This window comes from Caloramator sp. mosi_1 (assembly GCF_028622835.1).
Taxonomy (GTDB): Bacteria; Bacillota; Clostridia; order Clostridiales; family Caloramatoraceae; genus Thermobrachium.
The window spans coordinates 1674427-1701033 of record NZ_CP117677.1 but is presented as its reverse complement, the minus strand read 5'-3'; the positions used below and the strand labels follow the sequence as shown (position 1 = coordinate 1701033).

Here is a 26607-nt window from a genome sequence, read left to right as displayed (position 1 = left end):
TATTTTTATCTATAATAAGTTTATTATAAATTGCTTTTATTTGTTAGTTACCATAATAACCTTTATTAATGACATTTGTCATAAAAAAAGGATAGTTTATCTTAACTATCCTTTTTATGGCTTACTCTTCTTTCTTAAACTTTTCTTTTTACAACCTTAAGTCTAAAGAAGTCCTCTCTATCCTTTTCATCTAATACATCCTGAATGTATTTTACAATCTCTTCATATTTAGGAATCTGTATATTTTCAAGAGCATTAGCTCTCTTTTGAGTCTTTTTATCTCCATTGCAAGCTTAAATACTGCATTTTCAACTTCAGCATATTCCATTATTAAGTACTTTATTTCTGAAAATTTTATAAAGGCTATATCCATTGCTGTATTAGTCTGATAAAAACTATAGGTAGGTTCCCTAAAGTTTTTGTAATATCTAACTATAGGTACTTCAACTCCCATTACACTTTTAAACAGTAAACTAAATTGTCCATTTTCAGGTACAGTCTGGCAAATTTCTTCAACTGTAGAAACACCTATTGTGATATTTGCCATTCTAAGTGCCTCATAGGCCTCCTCAAACTTCCTGTTTATCTTCTCCTGGATTTCCTTAGCTTTATCTACATATCCCATCATCTCTCTAATAAGCACATTTCTCTTTTGGTCTAATAGTTCATAACCCTTCTTTGAAAATTCCAATGTTGCCTTTGCACTCATAAGATTAGATTTTGTTGGTGCAATATTTTCCATTTAATCACCCTCTATAAAACTCATCAACAAATTTGGGGTTAATTCTATCTAATTCATTTTTAGGGAGTATAGATAATATATCCCAAGCAATTTCCAAGCTCCTATTTATATCTCTTTCTTCATCAAATCCTTGTTTTAAAAAACTATATTCAAATGTATTTCCAAACTCTAAATATTTTTTATCAAGCTCAGACAATTCATCTTCTCCTATAACCTGAGATAACGCTTTAACCTCCTGTACTCTCGAATAGGATGAAAATAACTGATTAGCTACATCAGGATGATCTTCACGTGTATATCCTTTACCTATTCCATCCTTCATAAGTCTCGAGAGGGATGGAAGTATATTTATAGGTGGATAGATATTTCTTTGATATATCTCCCTGCTTAAAACTATCTGACCTTCTGTAATATAGCCAGTCAAATCTGGTATAGGATGTGTTATATCATCATTTGGCATAGTCAATATAGGTATCTGAGTAATTGAGCCTTTAGAACCCTCAACCATACCAGCTCTTTCATATAAACTTGCTAAGTCTGAATATAGATATCCAGGGTAACCCTTTCTTCCTGGAACTTCTTCCCTTGCAGCCGATATTTCTCTTAATGCTTCGCAATAACTCGTAATATCTGTCATAATAACTAATATATGCATATTCTCATAGAAGGCTAAATATTCTGCCGCAGTTAAAGCACATCTTGGGGTAACAATTCTCTCAACTACAGGGTCATCTGCTAAATTCATAAACATAACTACCTTATCTAAAACCCCTGCATCTTGAAATGTTTTTATAAAATAATGGGCATCATCGTGCTTTATTCCCATTGCTGCAAATACAACTGCAAATTCACCTTCACCTTCTGCAACCTTTGCCTGTTTTACAATCTGGGCAGCTATCTCATTATGAGGTAATCCATTACCTGAAAATATGGGCAGCTTTTGACCTCTTATTAAGGTAGTAAGTGTATCTATTGCTGAAATACCTGTTTGAATATAATTTCTTGGGTATCTTCTCGCAACAGGATTTATAGGACTTCCATTTACGTCAAGTTTAACTCCACTAAAAACAGGTCCACCTCCATCTATTGGCTGACCTATTCCATTAAACATTCTACCTAATATCTCCCTTGAAAGTTTAATTTCAAGAGGTTTACCTGTGAACTTAATGGAAATATCATTTACAGACATACCAGAAGTGTTTTCAAAAACCTGAACTACTGCAATATGGTTATTTAACTGTACAACCTTTCCGTGTTTAGTTTTACCCTGTACCTTTATTTCAACCATTTCGTTATAGGATACACCCTCAACCCCTTCTATTACAATAAGAGGGCCTTCTATTTTTTTAAACTCATATATTCCTTATGCATACTAATCACCCTCATATTCTCTTATTAAATTAGAGAAATACTCACTTATATCATTCATCAGCTCATCAAAAGACCTTCCAAAGTCACTTGGTATTTCATATTTCATTTTAATTATTTTATAAAACAAATCACTTGTCTTAATTACAGATATAGGAACTCCAACTTTAACAGCTTCCTTTGCTAACTTATAAAAATTATCAATCACTTTAAGCATCAAATACTGTTTATTTAAAGGAACAAATGTATCTTCTTTATGATAGGCATTCTGTTGTAAATAACCTACCTTTAAAAGTCTTGCAATTTCAAGTATTAATCTTTGTTGATCTGGCAGAACATCTTCCCCTACTAATTTAACTGTTTCCTGTAGCTTACTTTCTTCTTGTAAAATCTTCATCATTTCTCCCCTTAAAAATATCATATCCTCTGCAACATTTTGCTTATACCAATCCTCAAGCTGTGTAATATATCCACTATAGCTTGAAAGCCAATTTATAGCAGGATAGTGCCTTGAATAGGCAAGCTTTCTATCCAACCCTAAAAACGCACTGACAAAACGCTTAGTATTTTGTGTAACAGGTTCTGAAAAATCTCCTCCTGCTGGAGATACTGCTCCGATTATAGTAACAGAGGCTTCTTTATCATTCAGAGTTTTTACATACCCTGCCCTTTCATAAAATTCTGCCAACCTTGAAGGTAGATATGCAGGATAACCTTCTTCCGCTGGCATCTCCTCAAGTCTACCAGATATTTCTCTTAGAGCCTCTGCCCATCTTGATGTGGAATCTGCCATAACAGCCACATTATAACCCATATCTCTAAAATATTCAGCTATCGTTATCCCTGTATATATAGATGCTTCTCTTGCCGCAACAGGCATATTTGACGTATTAGCAATAAGTATTGTTCTATTCATCAAAGGCAAATTTGATGATGGGTCAATAAGTTTTGGAAAATCCTCCAAAACCTCCGTCATCTCATTTCCACGTTCGCCACATCCTATATACACAATAATATCCGCATCAGACCATTTAGCAAGCTGATGCTGAGTCATTGTTTTCCCTGTTCCAAAACCACCTGGTATAGCAGCTGTACCTCCCTTTGCTATAGGGAAAAATGTATCAATTACCCTTTGCCCTGTTATAAGTGGTTTTGTATTGGAAGTCTCTCTTTAACTGGTCTTGGAATTCTAACTGGCCATTCCTGATACATTCTTAGCTGAAAACCATTGTCTAATTTTACTAAAATCGTATCTAAATCATACTCACCATCCTGTTTAACCTCTACTACTTTACCTTGTATATTGGGTGGAACCATTAAATAATGTTTAACCAGAGGCGTTTCATCTACAACACCAAATATATCTCCTTCATTAAGTTCATCTCCAACCTTAACCATTAATTGTACATACCATTTTTTCGTCTTATCAATAGTTGCAAGGCCTATTCCCTCTTTAATAAAATTACCTGATTTATCAAATATAATATTTAAAGGTCTCTGTATTCCATCAAAAATATTACCAACAATTCCAGGACCTAATGTAACCGATAAGGGTTTTTGTGTTGATACAACTACATCACCTATTTTTATTCCTGTTGTTTCTTCATAAACTTGTATTGTACCTAAATCCTCATCAATAGAAATAACTTCTCCTATTAACTTCTTTTCTCCTACTGTAACCATTTCCCTCATTTTAAAGCTCTTCATATTCTTTGCCTTTACAACAGGTCCATTTACATAAACAACTCTACCTTCAAAACCCTCCATTTTACCACCACCTATAGCATAGCAAATAATGTTTCTCCGATTTTTTCTCTGTTTTCATCTACTATGTTTGTAATTGAAAAATCATATTTTAAATTATTTTTCATATCGATTAATACAAAGCCTCCATCTAAACTTTCATCAAATTCTACTTTTAATACTTTACTTACCTTATCATCTATTTCTGTACCCCAAAGCCTCCAATCCTGAGTACTTATTATCAAATATGCATCTTCTATATTATTAATTTTTATTAAACTATTGAGTTTATCTGCAAAATATTGTTTATACTCCTTCTCATTCTTAAGCTCCTTAATGTAACAAACTAAATCCTCTATAGCTTTGTTATAAATTACATTTTTCTTTCTAATACAATTCTTTTTCCCTTGATATGTGCCTTAGATAAGGTCTGAGTCCTCTTTATTTCAATGTCCCTGTATATTTTTGCTCTATTTCATTTGCCTTTTCCTCAAACTCCCTCTTTTTTCTTCTAAAATTTTTCCATACTCTTCTTCAAACTGTCTAATAACAATGCTATTCTCCTTTTCTACCTTCTCATATACTAACTTAGTAAAAAGATTTAATTTTTCTTCAATAGTTATCATAAAAAACCACCTCAAACCTTTATACCTACAGAATTTCTAACATAGTTTAAAATATAATCATTTCCTTTTTAGATCCGTGTCTATCAGGTATCTCTACAATAAGTGGATAAGGTTTTTTAACTTTATTTCCGTAATTTCATCCTTTATCAGTTCTGCTACTTTTTCCGTAACAGCGATTATTCCTATGTTTTTATCCTGTAGAACTTTGTTTAAAACTTCCTTAGCTTCATTTTTTCGTGGACTACCTTTCCCTTTATCCCTGCAAGTCTTAACCCTACTAATGTATCTCTATTATCCGATATAAGATATATAACCATAAGACCACTTCCTATAATCTACCCAATATCATAATTGAAATTATAAGCCCATAAATTGCAATACCTTCTGCAAGTCCAACAAATATAAGCGTTTTTCCTAATATTTTAGGGTCTTCAGAAACTGCACCAAGGGCAGAAGAACCAACAGAACCTACTGCATAACCAGCACCAATTGCTGCAAGGCCTGTACTTAATCCAGCTGCTAAAAATCCAATGCCTGCAGAAGGGTTATTAGTTCCTGCAGCGTGTGCGACCTGTGGAATCATAGTTATAATAAGTCCTGTTAAGACAGGTACAAAAGAAAGTATGTTCATCTTTATTGCTTTTTTACACCTAAGGAGTTTGTTCTCTCTCCTTTAAAAAGTTTTACAACCCCATTTGAAATTGTTAAAACAACTATTGAAACAGCTAATACCAAAAAAGTACATATAAATTCCTCCCCTTTTTAAAGTTTTACTGGATTATATTCATATCCTGTTCCACTAAAAATTTACTAAATAACTCATAATACTCAAGCCTAAGACCTTGAATAAACACAATCAAACCTTCTAATCCAATAATCACTACATTTCCAAAAATAATCATTAAAATACTTTCAAGTTCATTACCCATCATTTTAGCAAGTGTCTCAAAGGCTATAAAAAGCCCTACGTGATTTATCGCAAAGGCCCCAACTCTAATAAAAGAAAGAGTATTACTCAACATACTAAGCAGTGTCTCAAGTACACCAAATCCACCTTCAATATAATAATCTGATTTAGACTCACTATATAATTTTTCTTCTCCCTTTATTAAATTAGTTAAAGGTTCCTTAAATAACATTAATAACAAAAGCACAACAAGAATCAAAGTTATTAAAGAACTTGGTATAATTGTTTTAAAACCAGATACCTTTGAAACAACCAAATATAGAAGAAGCCAATAAAAGAATAGACCTGCCAGTCCATTTCTACTAAATAGTCCATTTTCTATATCCCTTTTCCTAAAACAATTAACCAAATTATATACAAATCCTACACTCAGCAAGAAAACTCCTATACCTACTGCCCAAATCAAAACCTTATCTATGCTGGCCATAGGTCTTACTAAAAGTGCCCCAATAATATCTTCAAACCCAAATACACTGCCATATAAAAATCCAAAAATTGTAGAACTAATACCAAGCCTTGCAAGAACTCCTCCTAAGTTAGGTCTAGACTTTTTCTTTTCTAAAATTAATCCTATTATTAAAAGTACGAGTCCTTGTCCTACATCACCAAACATAGCTCCAAATAAAAACATATAGCTTAATCCTACAAAGGCAGTTGGGTCCAATTCATTATAGGATGGCACTCCATAAAGTTTAACAACCGACTCAAAGGGACGTAATAGAAAACCATTATATATACAAGTAGGTGGCTCTAATCCTTCTCTCAAGTTTTTATGTTCTTTGTAAATTATAATTAATTTATTTTCAAAATCCCCAAGCCTTCTTGACAAAGCCTTCTTTTTAAAGCTGGGTATCCACCCACTCATATAAAAGAATTCATTTGTACAACCCATATTAGATTTAATTTCTTCTATCTTAAATTGCATTTGAAGTTTAGAATAAAAAACTTCTATAAAATTTACATATTCTTTTTAAACTCTTTTATTTTATTTTTTATTACTGCAATTTCCCTTTCGATTTGTCTTTTTCTAACTTGTATATCATTTATCCATTGATTCGGACTACCTCGAAATTTGAAATCAAATTTTAATTCATCAAACTCTAAAGAATTTAATACCCTTCTTACTTCTAACTCAACAACCTTTGGTACAAACACCATAATCATTGAATAATCTTGATTTTTATCAAGCTTTAATACAATTGCAGGTATATTTTCATAATTCTTTTTAACTTTTCCATATTATAATTTGAAATCTTACCCATAATAAAATCAATATACTTTAAATTAAACAAATCATCTAAATTAACCTCTACATTTTTAATTCTTGTTATATAGCATTCAATTTCTTCAATCTCTTTATATTCATCCTGCAGTCTATAAAGCGTCCTATTTTCTTCGCTTACCTCTTCATAAATCCTCTTAAGTTTATTTATATCATCTAAAAACACATAGTCCTGCTCTACAACTTTTCTATTATATTTTTTCTAATTTCAAACATATTACATAATTCATCATAAATCTTACTTATCTCGTTTAAATCTAAATTCGACTGATACTGCTTAATATAATTAAAACCAATAACCGCATCTACTTCATCCTTTGCTTGCAGTATAGGAAAATTATTTTCATTAATTTCAGACATAGCATTTACAAAATGTATTGACTCCGATAGAACAATTCTTTTTGCTACATCCTCCAAACTATCCATATGACCAATAATATTAATAAACTCCATCTTGGCAACTGCCATAAAACCACCCCACAGCTAAACAGCCTTAATTAAAAAGTTATTTGATTGGTTATAATCTATTTCATACCTAACCATTTCCGTAATAGAAACTATATCTCTTATCTCATATTCAATTAACTGCATTAAAGCCAGTATATTAGAAATATCCCTTTTATTTTTTCTTAATATACCTATTAGCTTGTAATATGTATATCTGTTCATACGTCTTTCCATATATATATCCTGCATATCATCTCCTTTTACCATAAAAAGTATGGTGTAAGTTTTATTTTTTCCTCCAAGTCCTCAATAGTTTTTGAATAACAAAATTCCTTAATAATCTTATAATTAAGCTTTCCTGCACCAGATATTGTGTAGTTAAACAATTCATCAGGATACATATTATAAAATTTTTTTCCTCTGTATATCCACTGAATATTAGTCATATCAATAATGGAGTTGAAAACATCAAAGAATGCCTTTTTATCCTTTTTAGACAACTTATTTATTTTATTTAATAAAATTGCAAAATATGCTTTATCCAATACCATCTCAAATCTAAATAAATTTTCTTCTTTATTTCCATCTAATAAATTTCTTAGATATGGATAATATATAGAATCCTTTAATAACTCTATTAAATCAGAAATTGATTTTGCTTTTACAATATTATCTACATTTATGTTCTTATAATAATCTACAAATACCAAATATTCTCTTAACGAGTGTAATTCTCCTTCAATATGTATTAGCCTTGCAAGCCTTTTTAAGTCGTAAATCTCATATTTAAGATAAAATGTCATAAAAAGTCCCTATACTCACCGCTAAAATAATTATCAAACTTATCTATATAGTAGATTAACATCATCTTTAATTTTTTCTCCAACTCGTCTCGATGAATTGAATTAATATTTTCATTTGATATATATTTACTGTAATCAGTATTTTTACTAAGATATAATGCAATTTCGTTGACGGAAGTAAAGGACAATAATCTTTTATAATCTTCCACTTTTAATCTTCTTCCTAAAATAGAATGTATCTTTGCATTAATAGCTTCATAATTTACAGCAGCAGGCATATAAATCACCTATCTTTTTTAAAAAATGTCTTCAAAAATTTGTTTTAAAAACTCTTGTTTTATTAAATTGTACTTATTTTCTAACTCATTTGCTTTTTCTGTATACATATCAATTATTTTACTCTCTTCACTTTTTATATTTATCATTTCAGCTTCTTTTATCTTCTGAAGCTCTTCAATTTTTTATCAAGTATCTCAATTTTCATAATCTTTATTTTACTGCTATACTCGTTTTTTTTCTTTGTACATCTTCATCAACTTTTTTCTCAGTTCTTCAGCACTCCTATCAATATGTATTATATTTTGAATAACCTTTTCAATGTTATCCTCCATTTACTCACCCCCTAAAAATCATAAATTAATTTTACTCCCTAAAATCAGTTTTGCAAATTATAAAAATTTATTAATTTTATATATTTTTCTTTTTGTCTGATAATTTTAAAGTATCCATATTTCACTACATATTTGCATTTATTTTCTTATTTTTTCTACATTTACCTTAGGATTTTAAAATGTAATTTTAAAATTTTCTTAAATAAAAAAAGGAGGATTTATTCCTCCTTTTTACTCCTATTTTTTCACCCATATAAACACAGGTTTCAAAACCCTTTTGTGTCTGCTCTAATATATCACCATCAATTATGACCTTATTTTCTCTAAAGAATAATATAACTGTAGAAGCACCAAATTTAAAATATCCTTTTTCATCCCCTCGTTTAATAGTTTCTCCTGGCACATAAGTTTGAACAATCGAACCCACAAAGGTTGCCCCAACTTCTACATAAAGAATATCCCCAAAATTATTTGAGTGAAAGATACTCCATTCCCTTTTATTTTCACAAAATAGCTTTTCTATTCTATCAAGTGCAACAGGGTTTACAGAATAATAACAACCTTTTATAGTATTTGTCTTTTCACATATCCCATCATCTACGAAATGAAATCTATGATAGTCAGCAGGACATAATCTAAAAATCAAACAAGTTCCTTTATTATATTTTTCTGCTACCTCATCATTACCAATCAATTCCCTTAATGAATATGTTATATCCTTTACCTGTAAAATCATATCTATATCCACATTTTGATACGCAAGCACCTTTCCATCACAGGGTGATATTAGAACATTACCTTGTTTTTCTATATCAATCCTATTCTTCTTTAATTTCCTATAAAAAACTCATTAAAGTTTTGAAACCCACCCTCTGGAACTTCAAATCTATCCATATCAATATTAAAATCCTTTATAAATTTATCTATCTTTTTCTACTAACAGGCAAAGAACAATATAGTCCATATAATTTTGAAGCAATCCTTCTTTTAATTAAAAAATGTAAAAGTCCTTTACCAACAAGTCTTGAACCATATATCCATTTTATTGCCAAATTACCTGCTACCTTTTCTACTTGGTATTCTTTACTTTTTCTATTGTAAAACTTAATCATAATTTAACCTTCCACTCCCAAAAATATTGTCATTGTAAATTATATTACATATCCCATTATAAAGCAATAATAAAAGGCCGCTTCTGCAGCCTTTTATTATATTACTTTTAATCATATCTGCTACTGCAGATATACTACCTAATGTTGAAACTACCTCATTTGGTATAATAAGCTTGTTAGCTGGATTTTTAGCCATTTCTTGTAATGCCTCAACCTGCTTTAGTGCAATTACAACTTCGTCAGTATTTGATTCGTGTATTGCATTATTTACCTTTTTAATAGCCTCTGCTTGAGCCTGTGCTATTCTCTCCATTGCCATAGCTTTACCTTCTGCCTCAAGAAGTTGTGCCTCTCTCATACCTTCTGCACGTCTTATATTAGCTTCTCTTTCTGCTTCTGCCTGAAGTATCATTGCTTGCTTTTGTCCCTCTGCTCTTGCTATAGCACTTTGTTTCTCACCTTCTGCCTGAAGTATTGCTGCTCTTTTATCTCTCTCTGCCTTCATTTGCTTTTCCATTGCCTGCTGAATTTCTGCAGGTGGAATTATATTTTTAATTTCAACAGATAGTATCTTAATTCCATATGCATCTGTTATTTCATCAACAACCCTTAAAAGCTCTGCATTTATTTTATCTCTTCCTGATAAGACTTCATCAAGGGTCATATTACCAACTATATTTCTCATATTTGTTATAGTTGAATATACAATACCTGACTTATAATTTTCAATATTATATATTGCATCCTTTGCATTCATAACCTTATAGAATATAACATTGTCTATAGATATTTTTACATTATCTTTTGTTATAACCGATTGTGGTTCAATATCTAATATTTGTTGTTTTGTTGAAACCTTTGCCCTTACAAAATCAACAAAAGGAATCAATATGTGCCAACCTGGTTCTAATATTCTATGGAACTGACCAAACCTTTCTACTACATATAAATAACCAGTGTTAACTATCTTTATAGTTGATAAAATAATTATTAATACAAATACTAATAAAATTGTTACTAAAACATATCCCATTATAGTCCCTCCTTTATTTTTTCTATAACTAATTTATTTCCCTCAATACCTGTTATTTTAAATTTATCCCCCTCTTTATAGGTTCTCCAGCATTAAGCACATACCAATATATTCCTTCATATTTTATCTGTGTCTTTTCTTTTATATCTTCCTCAGCAACAAGCACCCTACCTATATAGTTTTGTTCCATTGGTTTAAAAGCAGGGGTGTTTTTTAAGTGTTTTCCTTACGTATGGAGCAACCCATAGTATTGAAATTATGCTAAGGACCATAAAAACAATAATCTGTACTGCAATGGAAGCATTAAACATTAAAAGTATTAATGCTCCTATTCCTCCTACAGCAAAGCTAAAAAATATAAAGCTACTTGTAAGTGCATCAATTAAAATTGCTGCAAGTGATACTAATATCCATATATACAACATATTACCACCTCTAATAGTATTATACACCAATTAAATTACTAAGTCATTAAAAAAAGTTAAAGTATTTATTTTTATTAATATTAGTTAAAAAGGAGCAAACTCTTGCTCCTTTTTAGTGTTACCCCTCTATAGATTTTTATTTCATACTATAGCATCTAAAGCCTGCTTTAGATCTGCTATAATATCCTCCGCATTTTCAAGTCCAACAGCAAGTCTTATTAGTCCATCTGATATGCCAGCCTTTAGTCTTTCTTCTCTTGTGTAAGGAGAATGTGTCATTGAAGCTGGATGTTGTATTAAAGTTTCTGCATCTCCTAAACTTACTGCTAATGTACAAACCCTGCAGGAATTTAGCACTTTTATTCCTTCTTCTACTCCACCATTTAATTCAAAGGCAATAATGGCACCTGGCAGTCTCATTTGTTCCTTTGCAAGTTCATATTGTTCAAAGCTTTCAAGCCCTGGATAATAAACCTTTTTAACGGCCTTATGCTCTTCTAAGAATTTAGCTACCTTTATTGCATTACTACAATGTCTTTCCATTCTTATTTCTAATGTCTTAAGCCCTCTTAAAATTAAATATGCATCAAATGGACTCAAGCAAGCACCTGTCATATCCTTTATACCAAACAATCTTACTTGGTCTATAAAACTTTTTCTTCCTACTACAAATCCTGCAATAACGTCCCCGTGTCCATTCAAAAATTTAGTTGCTGAGTGAACAACTACATCCGCACCAAGTTCAATTGGTCTTTGAATATAAGGTGTACAGAAGGTATTATCTACAATTAGTATACAGTCTTCCTTACTATGTGCAATTTCTGCTACCTTTTTATATCTATTAATTTTAAGTTTGGATTTGCTGGTGTTTCTATATAAATAACCTTTGTATTTTCCCTCATAGCACTCTTTATATTTTCAGGATTTGATGCATCTACAAAAGTAACATCAACTCCATATCTTGTAAGCCCGTGACTTAAATATGCAAAGGTACAACCATATAGTGTATCTGCTGCTACTACGTGGTCACCAGCCTTTAGTGCTGTCCATAGTGCTGATGATATAGCCCCCATACCTGATGATGTAGCAACGCAAGCCTCTCCACCCTCAAGTATTGATATCTTCTCTTCCAATACACTCACAGTAGGGTTTCCTAATCTTGAATATATATATCCTTCTTCTTTTCCTGCAAATCTATTTCCTCCCTGCTGTGCACTATCAAAAACAAATGTAGCAGTTTGATATATTGGTGTTGCTAAAGTACCAAACTCATTTTTGTGATTTCCTGCGTGTATTGCTTTAGTTGAAAATCCCATATTTTTTGCTTTTTCTCTATCCATAAAGTTTCCTCCTTTGAACTTTTTCAATTATATATAAGCAAATATGATGCAACAACTAAAGACAGAAAGTTCAAAGGATTATTATTATTTGTAAAATATACTTTACAGTATGTATTAATAAATGTAAAAATTCTTTTACAGTCGTAAATTAAATTTTACATATATAGCTTATACTTTTTTATTTTATTCATTATAGTTGTATGAGATACCCCTAAATGTTTTGCAGCCTCTCTATAGCTTTTATATTTTTCAAGAGCTCTTTTTACAACTTCCCTCTCACATTCAGATACAATCTCATCAAGGGTTCTCTCTTTGTAGTTAAAATCTACAACTTCATTTTGCCCTACTTTTTCAATATTTATGTACACATTGTCCTTTGTTAGTGCATCTCCTTCACAGAGTATAATAGATCTTTCTACTACATTTTGTAATTCTCTTATATTCCCTGGCCAGCTGTATTTCATTAACTCCTCAATATATCCCTTTTCTATTTTCTTTATCTTTCCATTGAACTTTTTATTTAAACTTTCCACAAAATAGTTAACAAGAAGAGGTATATCCTCTTTTCTTTCTCTAAGTGGTGGAAGATAAATCGGCATAACACTCAGCCTATAATAAAGATCCTCTCTAAACTCTCCATTTTTAACCATATCCTCAATATTTCTGTTTGTAGCAGCTATAATTCTAACATCTATTTTAGTTTCTCTTGCTTGAACCTATTTTTCGAACAACACCCTCCTGCAGCACTCTTAATATCTTTGCCTGTAGTTTAAGGGGCATTTCACCTATTTCATCTAAGAACAAAGTACCACCATTTGCCTCAACAAATATACCATCCTTTCCACCTTTTAGAGCACCTGTAAAACTTCCCTCTTCATATCCAAAAAGTTCACTCTCTAATAGATTTTCAGGCAAAGTCGCACAGTTTATTGCAATAAACTTATTATTTCCTCTATTACTCAGCCTATGTATAGCCTTTGCAAAAGCTCTTTACCTGTTCCACTTTCACCAAGCAAAAGAACAGTGGATGTTGTTTTAGCTACAGAAGCTGCAAGCTTCTTTACATACTCTATCTGATTACTTTTTCCTATTATATCAGAAAAGGCACCATCCTTTATTGTATTTACAACTTCTACAAGCTCCATTGCTTTATTAATATACTTAATCGAAGCAACAGCACCAATTGTATTACCTAGATCATCCAATACCGGCCTGCCTGATGTTAAATAATGTATTTTAAACTCTCCCTATCCACAATCTGTTCAACGTTGTCATAGGGGATACCATCTCTAAACAGCTTAAACATAGGTGCATCTTTATTTATAATTCCTCTAATATCACTACCAATGACTTCATCCTTGTTGTATTTAAATAATGTTTCGCAGTATCTATTAAATATTTCAACTTTATAGTCCTTATTTACTGCGAGTACCCCCTCATCAACGGCATCAATTATAGCAATTAATTTTCTTTCATTTTTTCATTGGACAATAATTCAACCTCATCAACACTTAAAACCTCTTCAATCTCAGATATACGTTCTATCAGTTTTTCAAGTCTTTCCTTTGATATTTCATCTATTTTAATACACACCTTCTTAGAAAAACCTCTGCAGCCCTTAAATCTATCTTCATTCTCATATAATTTTTCAAGTATTTTTAGGGTTATTCCTATAGTATCCTTTGTTCTTATTTCTAATCTTATATTTCCCTTCATCTAATCACCCTTTAAATAATTTAAAATTATATAGCCCAAAAATAATAAAGCCTATACCAAATAAAATCATTATACCTGTTGTAAGCTTTTCAAATATTTTGTTGTTTTTGTTCCTTCAAATCTTTGAAATCCCTTCAATGCAGCTAAATTTAATAACATAAACCATATAAACATACCAATGATTATGAAAACTAAAAATATATAATAGTATATAGGTCTTATATCACTAAACCTATGTATAAGAGTACCACTTATTGTCAACCAAAAGGAATGCGTCATTGGATTTGTAAATGCTATAACATATCCCTTTAATAAAGGTTTAGAATCATATTTGGTTGTATTCTTATCCACATCTCCCTTGTACTTTTTATGTCCTCAAATGCGAAAAATAAGATAAAGAAACCACAAATTATAAAAAATTGCTTCTGTGCTTTTGTTTTGATTAAGCAAACTAAAAAGCCCAATGTTTATAAATAAAATATCAAAGGCATCTGCCAATACTGCCCCAAGTGCAACCATTAATCCATCCTTTATACCACTATTTACAGTCCTTTTAATCGACTCTAAACCTGCTGGACCAAGAGGTATGGCAAATGCTACTCCAGTAAACAAACCAGCAAATACTGTTTTAATTAAAAACATCAAATTTCTCATAATGCCTCTCCTTCTTTTAGTCTTGCACTTAATTATATTATATTTCTAAACATTCTTAAAAAGCAAATTTTATTATACTATAAAATAATAAAAAACAGGCGTCTTCAAATATATAAATCCTCTCGACACCTGTTTTTAAACTAACCGATTTAAATTCTACTTTGCTACGTTTTCAAGTAAAGCATCTATATAATCAATTATTTCATCACAAGAAACTCCGTTTTTCTTAAGCTGAAGGCAGTTATCTGTTCCATAATTATCTTTTACAGCCTTCATAATCTCCCTCATAGGAGCTCTTGCTTCATTTTTTCTGATGCTTCATTTCTGCCATTTATATAACCTAAAACTACAGCTGCTGCAGTTATCGCACCACAAGTACTTCCTACAGCCATTCCTCCCCAAAAGCACTCCCTAAACCTACTGGGATTTCTAAACCGAATTTTTGATTAGCTGATTTTATTATTGCCTCTGCACAGTTATATCCTTCTCTATGAAAATCAACAGCCTTTTTCATACTATACCTCCTATATCACAATAATACAATATTATGATATAACTAATATCGTATTTTGTCAAATACTATCGAAACATAAAAAGAGGCTGCAAATGCAGCCTCCTATTATGCAGCCCTGTCTGCCTTCTTTGAAGCAGTTTTCTTTTCGTATACGTAGTACATTATAAATGCTACTATTGAGAAGAATATTGGTCCTGCAACTGACCAGAATGTTGTCTTCATATCTCCAGCTAATGCTGGCTCAAGTACTGTAAAGAAGTTAGCAAATCCAACTGTAAGTGTAACTACTATTGATGCAAATAATGCACTGTTGTAGCTCTTAAACACTTCGAATGGTTTGTGTATTTCTGTCTTTTTCTTAAATGGTGCAAATGCACCTGATAGGAACATATATGGTAGAGTCATTGCAACGTTAGTCATCGCAACAAGTATATCAAAGAACTTTGACATTGAATCTCCACCAACTGCAAGTAAAGTTATCATAACAACAACTATACCAGCTTGTACCCACATAGCATATATTGGCATACCATCCTTTAATTCACCCATCTTCCAAGGCCATAATTCAGCTGGTGTACCTTCAATCATTTGCTTAAGTGGTGCATAAGTTAGTGTAAAGAATGCTCCCATTAATGCTAAGAACATTGAAATACCAACAAATCTTGCTATTCCTGCTCCCATAGCCATAGCTGTAGCATCACTTACACCTATAGCTCTACCAAATTCTATACCAAGGTTAGTCATAACAACATAACCTGCGTTTCCTAAGTGAACACCCTCTTGATTTATAACATTTGTCCAGTTAGTGAATATACCTACAAGTAATATACCCATTGAGTAACCAATTGATATTATCGCTGCTGATATTGCAACTCCCTTTGGGAATGTCTTTTCAGCGTTTTCAGTTTGGTCAACAAGACCACCAACTGCTTCAATACCACCATATGCAAATATTGCATAAACTATGAATGCAAGTCCTGCTATCATATTTCCAGCAAACTTTGGATTTGGTGATTGAGTAAATGACTTTAGTCCTTCTATTGGTTGAGCAAGTTGTCCCTTATTTAGTATTAATATTGCTATAGCACCTATCCAAAGGACAATGTTTAGTGCTGCAACTGTTGAACCACCAAGTGAAGTAATCTTCTTTATCTTGTCAAGACCCTTAGTTGAGATATAAGTTACGAATACTATCCATAATATACCAAGTACTGCAAGTAACTTTGGTCCTGATAATCCTAAAATTACCCAATCCTTTGTTGTATCCTTACCAAATATTGCATTTGAGAAAGGAACCCACATACCTTGTGATACGTTAACCATCCAAATGATATATGAAACGTACCACATAAATGTACCTATAAATGCGAATCTTGGTCCTACTGATTTTTCCATCCAAGAATAAATTCCACCCTTTTCATTCTTAAAGGCTGCACCATATTCAGCCATCATAAATGCAAAAGGAATGAAGAATGTTATTCCTGATAGTATAAACCAAGGAATAGCAGCATATCCCATCTTATAGAATGATCTTGGGATGTTGTTGAATCCATACACTGAAGTAAAGATCATAAGTATCAATGATACCAGTGTAAGTTTACCTGTTGGCTTCTTATTTGATGCCATTTTTGTCCCCCTCCTTAGGTATTTTTTCTTATTTGTTCATCTCACAAATACTATTATACACAATTCGACAACATACGCAATAATTCAATAAAAAGTTTTTATATTATGAATATTTTATTTATTCTGTTTTGTGAATAGTGTGTTTTATATTAATTCATTATGAAAATAAATATATTTGCTAAATATATATTTTTGAATAAAAAACTTGTTTTATTCAATTATGAAAAGTTATATTTAATAATTAATTTTCTAAATATTGTGGAAATGAATTTCCGCATACAATACTATGCATATGTTGCCTTTTTATTAATAAAACTTAACACCAAAACTGAGGGGGAATACCTATATTAATAGGCTACAACTTCCTTTATCATAAATTCCCTGCCGCAGAGAAGTTCCCAAACCTCGCCTTTACATTTTGGACATACTTTATTGTTTTTAAGTACATTGAAAACATTCCCACAATCCTTGCAAATTGCATTCGCAGGCATTATTTCAATTTTTAATTTTGTATCCTGAAGCATTGTTCCATCCACTGCCGCTGGATAGCAGGCCTCAATATATCTTGGAATCATAGCAGATAATTCACCTATTTGAAGAACAAGAGTATCTATTTTCTTTAGATTATTTTTCTTTGCAAAATCCTCAACATATTTAACAACTTCAATTATAACTCCTAACTCGTGCATAAAAACATCTCCTTAAACAAAATAATTTAATTAATATTGTCGCCAACTTCAAAAGTTGGCGACAATATTAAGTATTTATATATGCTAAAGCTCTCTTATTTTTTCTCGTAAAAACAGATTTTATATACTTCATAGGCTTTTTAAGTGTAATTCTTATTTTTCTCTTTAGAGCATACTTAACTATAGTAGACTTCATTTTGCTAAACTCAGGATTTTGTGCATCATATTTTTTAACCAGCTTAATTGCATCAAATTTACATTTTGTTACACATTGTCCACATCCTATACACATAAACTCATCAACAACTGTTGCACCGCAGCTTAAACAACGTTCTGTTTCCTTCTTAACTTGTTCTTCAGTAAATGTACCACGCAAATCTCTTAAGGTTGCCTTTGCCTTTTCTACATCAATATGAACTGGTTTTTGTCTTGGCATTCTATCATATCCTTCAAGTACAAGGTTTTGCTTGTCAAAGGGCTTATAATTTCTCTTTGTTCTTCCAAGAACCAAGCTCTGTCCTGGGTGCACAAAACGATGAATTGATATTGCACCTTCTTTTCCCATAGCAATTGCATCAATTGCAAACTTAGGCCCTGTTACAATATCTCCTCCTGCAAACACATCCTTTTCGCCAGTTTGATAGGTTACAGGGTCAACCTTTATTGTATTATTAGGATTCAACTCTATTTTTGTTCCTTCAATAAGTCCTCCCCAATCAATCGCTTGACCTACTGATATTAAAACATAATCCGCCTCTACTAACTTTGTTTCATTTTCATCATATTTTGGATTAAACTTTTTATTTTCGTCAAAAACAGAAACGCACTTTTTAAACTCAACACCAACTACCCTTCCATTTTCTGTTATAATACGTTTTGGTCCCCAAGAATTATTTATAACTATTCCCTCTGCTTCTGCCTCTTCTATTTCCTCATCAAGTGCAGGCATTTCTTCTTTGGTTTCAAGACAATACATATCGACCTTTGAAGCACCTATTCTTGCTGCTGTTCTTGCAACGTCTATTGCAACATTTCCACCACCTACAACTACAACATTTCCCTTTAAATTATTTAACTCACCTAAATTTACACAACGCAAGAAGTCAACCCCAGTTATAACTCCTTCTGCATCTTCACCTTCAATCTTTAATTTTCTACCTGCTTGTGCACCAATTGCAATATAAAAGGCTTCATAACCTTGTTTTCTTAAATCATCTAATTTTATATCCTTTCCAACTTCTATACCAGTCTTAAACTCCACACCCATTTCTTTTAATATATCTATTTCTGCATTAACAACATCCTTTTCAAGTCTAAAGGATGGTATTCCAAGGGTCAGCATACCACCTAATACCTTTTCCTTTTCAAAAACAGTTACATTATATCCATCTATAGCAAGATAATATGCACAGGATAAACCTGCTGGCCCTGCTCCAATAACAGCAATCTTTTTGCCATAATTATGTCTCTTTTAGGTATATAACGCCTTTCCTTATTTAAATCCTGTTCTGCAATAAATTTTTTAATTTCATCTATCGCAACAGGGTCATCTATATCTCCTCTTGTACAAGCTGATTCACAATATCTTGGACAAACACGGCCACATACAGCAGGGAAAGGATTTTCTTGTTTTATAAGTTCAAGTGCTTCTGTATATCTTCCCTGTGCTGCTAATTTTATATAGCCTTGTATACCAATATGTGCTGGACATTCTGCTTTACAAGGGCTTGAACCTGTTTCTAACACAACCTGTCTATTTATACGATAATCAGGATTCCATTTATCTGGACCCCACTCTGTATCATAGGGAAGTTCTCTTTTCTTTTGTGTAATAGGAGTTTTTGAACACAGCTTCTGACCAAGTTTTAAGGCATTTGTTGGACAGTTTTCTACACATTCTCCACAGGCAACACACTTATTCTTATCAACCTGTGAGACATAGTTTGAACGCACCATATCAGGATTTACAAACATATTTGCAATTCTTACTGCAAAACATCCACACCCGCAGCAATTACAAATAGCGTGGGTTTTTCCTGGCCCATCTGTGTTTGGAATACAGTGCATCAATCCATTTTCCTCTGCTCTTTTTATTATTTCAAAGGCCTCTTCACGTGTAATCTGTCTTCCTCTTCCTGTTCTTATGTAGTATTCTGCTGCGTGTCCAAGCTGAATACACATATCCTCCTTTAAATGACCACATCCCTCTCCCATTGCCTCTCTTGCTGTACGACAGGAACAGTCGGAAACTGAAAAAATCGTATTTTCATTTAAATATTTCGATATTTCCTCAAAGGATGCTCTTCTTGTTTCTCCTTCAATAGCGTGTTCAATTGGTATTACACGCATAGGTCCAACTCCCACAGGAACATTTCCTGCAGCCTTTGGTCCCCTCTTTTTCCATATTCATCAAAGGCCTTTCCTAATTGTGGATACTTTTTAGCATTTTCTTTATTATTAACTATCATTTCCATATGACCTGGTACCCATATCTCGTGCCAAAATTTATCAACACCATCAATTTTATTAACAAATGCTGCTCCAGCCTTTGCTAATTCCCACAACAATCTTTCTGTTTCTTCTATGGACTTACCACATTTTTACTTATTTCCTCTGCACTTTGAGGCTTCCTGAGCTCAAGACAAAGTCCTACCTCTGCCATTTCCTCTGTTACAACTGGTTCTAATATCTTGTACTCTGGGTCATTTGGTGTTATCTCATCCTTTGAACCACGCTTTGTTCTACTTATTTTGTTTGCTAAATCAAGCACCTTTTCTTTAACCATAAATCTATCCCCCTAATAAATTATTCCTTCCAAGCCTTTACCTCTTTTCTTAACCAGTCTATCCATTCATCAAATCCCTCTCCAGTTCTTGCTGAAATGGGAATAACCTTTATATTTGGATTTAATTTTTTTACACGTTCTTTAACCTTTTCAATATCGAAATCAAAAATACACATCGCATCAATTTTATTTATTAAAAGAACATCAACAACTGAAAACATCAAGGGATACTTTAAAGGTTTGTCATCTCCCTCTGGAACACTTAAAATCATAGCGTTTTTGATGCACCTGTATCAAACTCTGCTGGGCAAACAAGATTTCCAACATTTTCAAGTATAACTAAATCAAGCCCTTCTGCTTCAAGTTCATCTAATCCTTGTTTAGTCATATCTGCATCAAGATGACACATCCCACCTGTATGTAGTTGTATTACCTTTGCCCCTGTTTTTGCAACTAAACTGGCATCTACATCTGAATCAATATCTGCCTCCATTACTCCTATATTCATTTCCTCCATTAATGCCTCAATAGTTCTTAACACAGTAGTCGTTTTACCAGAACCTGGAGAAGACATAAGATTTAATAAAAAGGTCTTTTTCTTTTTTAGTTCTTCCCTTAAAATATCTGCTTGTCTATCATTATTAGAGAAAACACTTTCTTTTATCTCAATAATTTTATAGGAACTCATCAACCTATACCTCCTTTATAATATATTTATGAAACTACTTAATTTAATAGGACAAAGTGTGTCTTTTATTATTATTTAAATTATACTGTATATTATAAATATTCTATATATTATCGAAAAATCCTTCATAGGTTTGACAAAATTTTGACTAAAAAACAAGTTTCATCAAACTTTATATATTGGTTCTATAATAAATGTTGGGGCGTAGACCCAGCATATTTTTTACAAAAAATATGTGCACCTGATTAGACACCTGGTAAAATTAAAATAACCAAACAAAAACCTTACCTGAAAGGAGGCATCCATCAAGTGCACACTAATAATTCTATCAAAAATTTATTAGGTTTTAAAGATGTTATTATAAAAAGATTATTCATAATGACACGTACATTGAGATATACTTAGAAACTAAGAAAAAATTTGTACTTGCCCTAATTGTAATTCCAAAGTTACAAGAGTTCACGATTATAGAATTCAGCGTATTAAAGACATACCCTTATTCTTTAAACATACTTTTATCATTCTTAAAAAACGTAGATATCGTTGTAATGCCTGCGGCAAAAATTTTATGAACATATAGAATTTTTACCTCGTTATCATAGAATAACTAATAGATTAGCTATGTTTGTAATTTATGAATTATCTAATGAATATAGTATGACATCAGTTGCTAGAAAAACTAATCTATCTATCGATACTATAAAACGTATTTTTGATAATGTATCTTACTCTTCTCCTACTAATTTACCTAAAATAATATCTATAGATGAATTTAAAGGTAACTCTGGTGGTTCTAAATATCATTGTGCAATAGTCGATCCTGTTAATCATAAAATACTAGACATTATTAAAGATAGAAAAGAGCATATTCTTATAGATTATTTTAGAAAAATTAAAAATCGCGATAGCGTTACACACTTTATTTGTGATATGTGGCAACCCTATATTGATTTAGCTAAAACTTATTTCAAAAATGCTGTAATTGTTATAGATAAATTTCACTATATTAGACAAGTCATATGGGCAGTAGAAGCGGTAAGAAAACGTATCCAAAGAGAACTATCAATTAAATTAAGAAAATACTTTAAAAGAAGTAAAAAGCTTATTTTAAAAAGATATGGCTTACTTGATACAGATTCAAAGTTAGCTTTACAAGTTATGTTTTCTTATAATAGTGAATTAGCAATTGCCCACACTTTAAAGGAAAAGTTATTGAGTATTATTGATGCTTCACCTTCTTCTAACGAAGCTCGTGTCCTCTTAAAAGATTGGATTAAACTTGCACAAAATAGTGGTATCAATGAATTGAAAAGATGTGCAAATACCTATATCAGATATTTTAATGAGATTTGTAATTCTTTTGATATTCCTTATACAAATGCTTGTATAGAAGGATTTAATAATAAAATCAAAGTTATTAAAAGAATAGCCTTCGGCTATAGAAATTTTGATAGATTCAGGAATAGAATTCTTCATTGTTGTAATAAATAATCTGTTAAATATTGTATTTTAGGAAATCCAACTATCGTTGGTCTTTTTGTCGTGCAATTTTTTAAGGGTAAACTCCCTCATCCTATCTATCTTGCTAAAATCATTATCAAATAAGAAAGGACAGGCATTCTAATCTAATGCCCGCCCCAACTATTGACAAAGAGCCTATATATTGATGAAACTTGTATGTAAACTATAATCATTTTAATTTGTTTCATTAATCTTTAAATTCATCTACAGCCCCTATATACAAAATTCAATTAACCTAATGCAACATCTAATACCATCATAACAGCAAAGCCTAAAAGAGTGCCTAATGTTGCAATATGTGTATGTTCTCCTGCCTGTGATTCTGGAATAAGCTCCTCAACAACTACAAATATCATAGCTCCTGCTGCAAAGGACAATGCGTAGGGTAAAATATTTTGCATATAAAAACTAAAGATGCACCAATTACTGCTGCAATAGGTTCAACTATTCCTGAAGATTGACCATAAATAAAACTTTTAAACCTTGATAATCCTTCCCTTCTTAGGGAATTGAAACAGCAGCACCCTCTGGGAAGTTTTGAAGTCCTATTCCTATTGCAAGTGCAATTGCACCTGCTAAATTAGCAGATGTATTTCCTGTATTCAATGCGCCAAAAGCAACTCCTACAGCAAGACCTTCTGGGATATTATGTAGTGTAATTGCAAGCACAAGCAGTACACTTCTCTTTAAGCTTGTTTTTATACCCTCTGCCTCATCTGAAAACATATGAAGATGTGGCATAAACATATCTACAAATCTTAAGAAAAGCCCTCCTAACAAAAACCCTATAACTGCAGGAATCCAAGAAATAATACCCATATTTTCAGCCATTTCTATTGCAGGGTTTAAAAGAGACCAGAAACTTGCAGCAATCATAACCCCAGCTGCAAAACCAAGCATTCCATCTAATACTTTTCTATTAATCTCCTTAAATATAAAAACCATAGTTGACCCTAATGCAGTTAAAAACCAAGTAAAAAGTGTTGCTAACAATGATAAAAGAACTGGACTTGATTTTATGTAATCCACTATATCACCTCACAAATAAATAATAATTATTCTAGCCTTGAGCATAACTCAAAGACCTTGATTTTACTAGCCCGATAGGGCCAAATTTTTTATCACTCAAATTTATGTCATAGGATTTCCTCTCTTTTTGTCGAATTATACTATATAACCACACATAATACAAAAACAATAAGGAGGAAATCTCTATGTACCAACGTCAAGAAATATTTAATATAATTGAACTTTTTACTTCTCAAAAACTTATCAATTTTTATACCAAAATCTTTGATAACCTTGATTTATCTATATTACCCGATAGGATTCCTTCTAAATATGGTCCTAATGGCTATTCTCGCCATGCTCTTTTAGAGCCTTTATTGTTATGAAATGTGAGAAGTTCAGCAAAATTACTGACCTAAAAGATTTTCTAGAAAATAATCTAATCATTGCTCAGCTTTGTGGTTTTAATATTCTTAAGCCTTTGCCTTCATACTCAGTTTTTCAGAGATTTATTAAAAATTTATCTAACTCTTATCTTAAGGAAATCATGAAAAATCAAGTTAATATTCTTAAAGAACTAGGATTTATTGACAACAACTTTATATCAGTTGATGCAACGCCTGTTAAAGCTAACACTAAATTTAATAATCCTAAATGCTTCGCAAATAACAAGTTTTCTAAAAATAACCCGCCTTCTTCTGATAAAGATTGTAAATTAGGTGTTCATACTGCTAATAACTCTATGAATGTTCAAGTTTCAGAAGATAAACCCAATAATTCAAAGAAAAAATATGAATTCTACTGGGGATACAAAAATCATGTTATTTGTGATGCTATCTCTGGTCTTCCCATTGCTGAATTTACTACAACCGCTGATGTCAATGAAATTTCTAACTTTACAGAAATCCTATCTGATACAAATGAGTGGTTCCCACTCAAAGGTAGTTATATTATTGCTGATAAAGGCTATGATTCAAAGCAAAATCATGACTTTATTCGTAATACCCTTAAAGGTCATGCTTTCATTGCATTAAATAAACGTGGAAGAAAGCCTAAAGACTTAACATCCACAGGTAATGTAATATGCGATGCTGGATTAGCAATGCATAAAGATGGCAAACAATATTTTGATTCCTATATTAAACAAAAGTTTTGCTGTCCTTTTAGAACTTCTAAAGATGATTCTTTATGTCCATGTAACCACGAAAAATTCTTTAACGGTAAGAAAAACAGAGGTTGTGTAAAATACATAAGTATTGGCACTGATTATAGATCTTCCATAAATCGTGATTCTATATTTTTCAAGAAAATATACAGTCTTAGAACTGAGTCTGAAAGATACAATTCTAGATGGAAGAATCTAAATACTGAGCAAGCTTATGTTAAAAATATTAACTCTGTTGCTAATCTAAATACAATCGGACATATTTGTCTTTTAACTATTGCAATTGCTGCTATAAAATCTGGCTGTGTTGATAAATACAAATCCCTATCGGGATTAAAAGGACAGCTTAAACTAAGTTATATCAAAATTTTTAAGCATCAATTTCACCAAGGGGATAGTCTACCCTTTTTTGTTTCTTTCATTTCAATTTAAGTTCCGTTTTTGATAGTTAAGCTACGCTTAATAAAAATTGTAATAATTTAACTTTTGTTGTTTTATTTTTTATTTAATTATGCTCATATCTAAATAATAATTATTCTTATATAAAAAATTCTATCATTATATTCACTATACTTCAATCAATAATTATCTTTTCCATATATCTAAAAATAAAAGTGATGTAAATCTACACCACTTTGTTTATAAGCATATCTAATGGGCTTTAAGCCACGCTAATATATTCCTCATAACCTCATCACGATTAACCTCATTTAGCATTTCGTGCCTTCCATCTTTATAAAACTTATACTCTATATCCTTTATTCCTAATCTTTTATATCTTTCTATTAGCCACTTAATCGACTTACACTTATTTCCTACTGGATCCTGTTCACCTGCAAAGATATAAATTGGTAAGTCCTTTGGTATTTTTGCCATATTTCTATTTTTATGTATGTTTTTAAGGCCTTTAAGAAAGTCGTAAAAAAGCTTGTGGTAAATACTGTTCCACAAAATGGATCATTAATATATTTTTCAACCTCTTTTTCGTCACTGCTAAGCCAATCAAATTCTGTTTTGTTTGGTTTGAATGATTTATTATAATTTCCAAAGGATAATTTATTAAGCAAATTACTCTGCCATCTCTCTCCTTTGTTTTTCATCTCAAGCTTTGCAATAATTATACCAAGTTCCAATAGCAGTCCCTGTCTACCTGCAGTTCCAGATAAAATCACTCCATCTATACTGTCACCATATCTTTGAATATATCCCTGTGAAAGAAAAGAACCCATACTATGTCCCATCAGATAAACTGGAATATCTGGATATTCTTTTTAATAATATCATTCAGCTGCTTCATATTTTTAATCATCCAATTAAATCCATCACTACCTATATAGCCAATATTCTCAATACATTTAGCTGTTTTACCGTGTCCCCTATGATCATTTGCATACACTACATATCCTTCATTTGTTATAAACTCTGCAAACCTCTCGTATCTTGCCGCTGTTTCAGCCATTCCGTGGGCTATCTGAATTACACCTTTAATTTTTATCTGTTCATCTGGGATCCACTTATAAGTATAAATTTCTACACCCTGCTCATCTTTAAAGGTAAAATCCTCCCTCCTCAAACTAACCCCCTCCTTTTAAAAAATTAATAAAATTATTTTTGTAATATATATGTTATATCATATATATACATATATTCGTATAATACCTTAATATTCCTTCTCTAAAATTGTACTATAACCTAATATTATTTATTATATTTTTTAGAAATTTTTTATTTAAGTTTTTTAT

Annotated in this window: 23 protein-coding genes and 11 pseudogenes; 4 read left to right on the top strand and 30 right to left on the bottom strand. The window is 31.6% G+C overall.

What is annotated here, in order from left to right:
- Positions 1 to 134: 134 nt before the first annotated feature.
- The 28 genes and pseudogenes from PL321_RS12080 to hypB form a co-directional block, all read right to left on the bottom strand.
- Positions 135 to 709: pseudogene (locus PL321_RS12080) on the bottom strand (V-type ATP synthase subunit D).
- A gap of 37 nt (positions 710 to 746) precedes the next feature.
- Positions 747 to 2102: a V-type ATP synthase subunit B gene (locus PL321_RS12075; protein WP_273964549.1), complete on the bottom strand. Its 1356-nt coding sequence runs from the start codon at positions 2100 to 2102 to the stop codon at positions 747 to 749.
- Positions 2103 to 2114: 12 nt separating this feature from the next.
- Positions 2115 to 3877, bottom strand: a pseudogene (locus tag PL321_RS12070) (V-type ATP synthase subunit A).
- Between the two features lie 11 nt (positions 3878 to 3888).
- The gene (locus tag PL321_RS12065; protein ID WP_273962216.1) at positions 3889 to 4098 is read right to left on the bottom strand and encodes a hypothetical protein; all 210 of its coding nucleotides are present in this window, start codon (positions 4096 to 4098) and stop codon (positions 3889 to 3891) included.
- 225 nt (positions 4099 to 4323) lie between these two features.
- Positions 4324 to 4479 (bottom strand): hypothetical protein, encoded by a 156-nt coding sequence (locus PL321_RS12060; RefSeq protein WP_273962215.1) that lies wholly within the window; start codon positions 4477 to 4479, stop codon positions 4324 to 4326.
- Positions 4480 to 4572: 93 nt separating this feature from the next.
- Positions 4573 to 4659, bottom strand: a complete 87-nt coding sequence (locus PL321_RS20110; RefSeq protein WP_337961164.1) for a hypothetical protein — start codon at positions 4657 to 4659, stop codon at positions 4573 to 4575.
- A 148-nt stretch (positions 4660 to 4807) separates the two neighbouring features.
- Positions 4808 to 5110: an ATP synthase subunit C gene (locus PL321_RS12050; protein ID WP_273962214.1), complete on the bottom strand. Its 303-nt coding sequence runs from the start codon at positions 5108 to 5110 to the stop codon at positions 4808 to 4810.
- Positions 5111 to 5249: 139 nt separating this feature from the next.
- A complete protein-coding gene (locus tag PL321_RS12045) occupies positions 5250 to 6338 on the bottom strand; it encodes a V-type ATPase 116kDa subunit family protein (protein WP_273962213.1) in 1089 nt (362 codons plus the stop codon).
- 65 nt (positions 6339 to 6403) lie between these two features.
- Complete coding sequence (locus PL321_RS12040) at positions 6404 to 6610, bottom strand: hypothetical protein (RefSeq protein ID WP_273962212.1); 207 nt, start codon at positions 6608 to 6610, stop codon at positions 6404 to 6406.
- A 26-nt stretch (positions 6611 to 6636) separates the two neighbouring features.
- Positions 6637 to 6894 carry a hypothetical protein gene (locus PL321_RS12035; protein WP_273962211.1) on the bottom strand — a complete coding sequence of 86 codons (258 nt, stop codon included), beginning with the start codon at positions 6892 to 6894 and terminating at the stop codon, positions 6637 to 6639.
- A gap of 11 nt (positions 6895 to 6905) precedes the next feature.
- Positions 6906 to 7196 (bottom strand): hypothetical protein, encoded by a 291-nt coding sequence (locus tag PL321_RS12030; RefSeq protein WP_273962210.1) that lies wholly within the window; start codon positions 7194 to 7196, stop codon positions 6906 to 6908.
- 15 nt (positions 7197 to 7211) lie between these two features.
- Positions 7212 to 7424 carry a hypothetical protein gene (locus PL321_RS12025; RefSeq protein ID WP_273962209.1) on the bottom strand — a complete coding sequence of 71 codons (213 nt, stop codon included), beginning with the start codon at positions 7422 to 7424 and terminating at the stop codon, positions 7212 to 7214.
- Positions 7425 to 7435: 11 nt separating this feature from the next.
- A pseudogene (locus PL321_RS12020) lies at positions 7436 to 8256 on the bottom strand (V-type ATPase subunit).
- 18 nt (positions 8257 to 8274) lie between these two features.
- On the bottom strand, positions 8275 to 8403 hold the full coding sequence (locus PL321_RS12010) for a hypothetical protein (protein WP_273962206.1): 129 nt from the start codon (positions 8401 to 8403) through the stop codon (positions 8275 to 8277).
- A 373-nt stretch (positions 8404 to 8776) separates the two neighbouring features.
- Positions 8777 to 9701, bottom strand: a pseudogene (locus PL321_RS12005) (phosphatidylserine decarboxylase).
- Entirely contained in the window at positions 9694 to 10734 is a 1041-nt protein-coding gene (locus PL321_RS12000; protein WP_273962205.1) for an SPFH domain-containing protein, read from the bottom strand. The pseudogene PL321_RS12005 and the gene PL321_RS12000 overlap by 8 nt, the downstream one beginning before the upstream one ends.
- A gap of 52 nt (positions 10735 to 10786) precedes the next feature.
- Positions 10787 to 10924, bottom strand: coding sequence for an NfeD family protein (locus tag PL321_RS11995; protein WP_273962204.1), 138 nt, complete (start codon positions 10922 to 10924; stop codon positions 10787 to 10789).
- A gap of 4 nt (positions 10925 to 10928) precedes the next feature.
- A complete protein-coding gene (locus tag PL321_RS11990; protein ID WP_273962203.1) occupies positions 10929 to 11159 on the bottom strand; it encodes an NfeD family protein in 231 nt (76 codons plus the stop codon).
- 141 nt (positions 11160 to 11300) lie between these two features.
- Positions 11301 to 12475, bottom strand: a pseudogene (gene megL, locus PL321_RS11985) (methionine gamma-lyase).
- Positions 12476 to 12654: 179 nt separating this feature from the next.
- Positions 12655 to 14215: pseudogene (locus PL321_RS21470) on the bottom strand (sigma 54-interacting transcriptional regulator).
- A gap of 69 nt (positions 14216 to 14284) precedes the next feature.
- Positions 14285 to 14857 (bottom strand): annotated as a pseudogene (locus tag PL321_RS11975) (LysE family translocator).
- Between the two features lie 168 nt (positions 14858 to 15025).
- Positions 15026 to 15157: a hypothetical protein gene (locus PL321_RS20090; protein WP_337960813.1), complete on the bottom strand. Its 132-nt coding sequence runs from the start codon at positions 15155 to 15157 to the stop codon at positions 15026 to 15028.
- Complete coding sequence (locus tag PL321_RS20085; protein ID WP_337960812.1) at positions 15154 to 15261, bottom strand: hypothetical protein; 108 nt, start codon at positions 15259 to 15261, stop codon at positions 15154 to 15156. Before PL321_RS20085 ends, PL321_RS20090 begins: the two co-directional genes overlap by 4 nt.
- Entirely contained in the window at positions 15252 to 15383 is a 132-nt protein-coding gene (locus PL321_RS20080; RefSeq protein WP_337960811.1) for a hypothetical protein, read from the bottom strand. The genes PL321_RS20085 and PL321_RS20080 overlap by 10 nt, the downstream gene beginning before the upstream one ends.
- 105 nt (positions 15384 to 15488) lie before the next feature.
- On the bottom strand, positions 15489 to 17009 hold the full coding sequence (yjeM, locus tag PL321_RS11965) for a glutamate/gamma-aminobutyrate family transporter YjeM (protein WP_273962202.1): 1521 nt from the start codon (positions 17007 to 17009) through the stop codon (positions 15489 to 15491).
- 347 nt (positions 17010 to 17356) lie between these two features.
- Positions 17357 to 17698 carry a hydrogenase maturation nickel metallochaperone HypA gene (locus PL321_RS11960; protein ID WP_273962201.1) on the bottom strand — a complete coding sequence of 114 codons (342 nt, stop codon included), beginning with the start codon at positions 17696 to 17698 and terminating at the stop codon, positions 17357 to 17359.
- A 67-nt stretch (positions 17699 to 17765) separates the two neighbouring features.
- Positions 17766 to 20483, bottom strand: a pseudogene (locus PL321_RS11955) (FAD-dependent oxidoreductase).
- 20 nt (positions 20484 to 20503) lie between these two features.
- A pseudogene (gene hypB, locus PL321_RS11950) lies at positions 20504 to 21171 on the bottom strand (hydrogenase nickel incorporation protein HypB).
- A gap of 418 nt (positions 21172 to 21589) precedes the next feature.
- Here hypB and PL321_RS21465 point away from each other — a divergent pair.
- Together PL321_RS21465 and PL321_RS11940 are read left to right on the top strand one after the other, a co-directional pair.
- Complete coding sequence (locus PL321_RS21465) at positions 21590 to 21751, top strand: transposase family protein (RefSeq protein ID WP_443110716.1); 162 nt, start codon at positions 21590 to 21592, stop codon at positions 21749 to 21751.
- Positions 21724 to 22662, top strand: a complete 939-nt coding sequence (locus PL321_RS11940; RefSeq protein WP_337961026.1) for an ISL3 family transposase — start codon at positions 21724 to 21726, stop codon at positions 22660 to 22662. The genes PL321_RS21465 and PL321_RS11940 overlap by 28 nt, the downstream gene beginning before the upstream one ends.
- Positions 22663 to 22922: 260 nt before the next feature.
- Here PL321_RS11940 and PL321_RS11935 read toward each other — a convergent pair.
- Positions 22923 to 23637 (bottom strand): annotated as a pseudogene (locus tag PL321_RS11935) (ZIP family metal transporter).
- A 269-nt stretch (positions 23638 to 23906) separates the two neighbouring features.
- Here PL321_RS11935 and PL321_RS11930 point away from each other — a divergent pair.
- Together PL321_RS11930 and PL321_RS11925 are read left to right on the top strand one after the other, a co-directional pair.
- Positions 23907 to 24086 carry a hypothetical protein gene (locus PL321_RS11930; RefSeq protein WP_273962200.1) on the top strand — a complete coding sequence of 60 codons (180 nt, stop codon included), beginning with the start codon at positions 23907 to 23909 and terminating at the stop codon, positions 24084 to 24086.
- Positions 24083 to 25297, top strand: a complete 1215-nt coding sequence (locus PL321_RS11925) for a transposase (RefSeq protein WP_273962199.1) — start codon at positions 24083 to 24085, stop codon at positions 25295 to 25297. The genes PL321_RS11930 and PL321_RS11925 overlap by 4 nt, the downstream gene beginning before the upstream one ends.
- 219 nt (positions 25298 to 25516) lie before the next feature.
- On the opposite strand, the pseudogene PL321_RS11920 reads toward PL321_RS11925, so the two are convergent.
- Positions 25517 to 26438, bottom strand: a pseudogene (locus PL321_RS11920) (lysophospholipase).
- Positions 26439 to 26607: the final 169 nt, after the last annotated feature.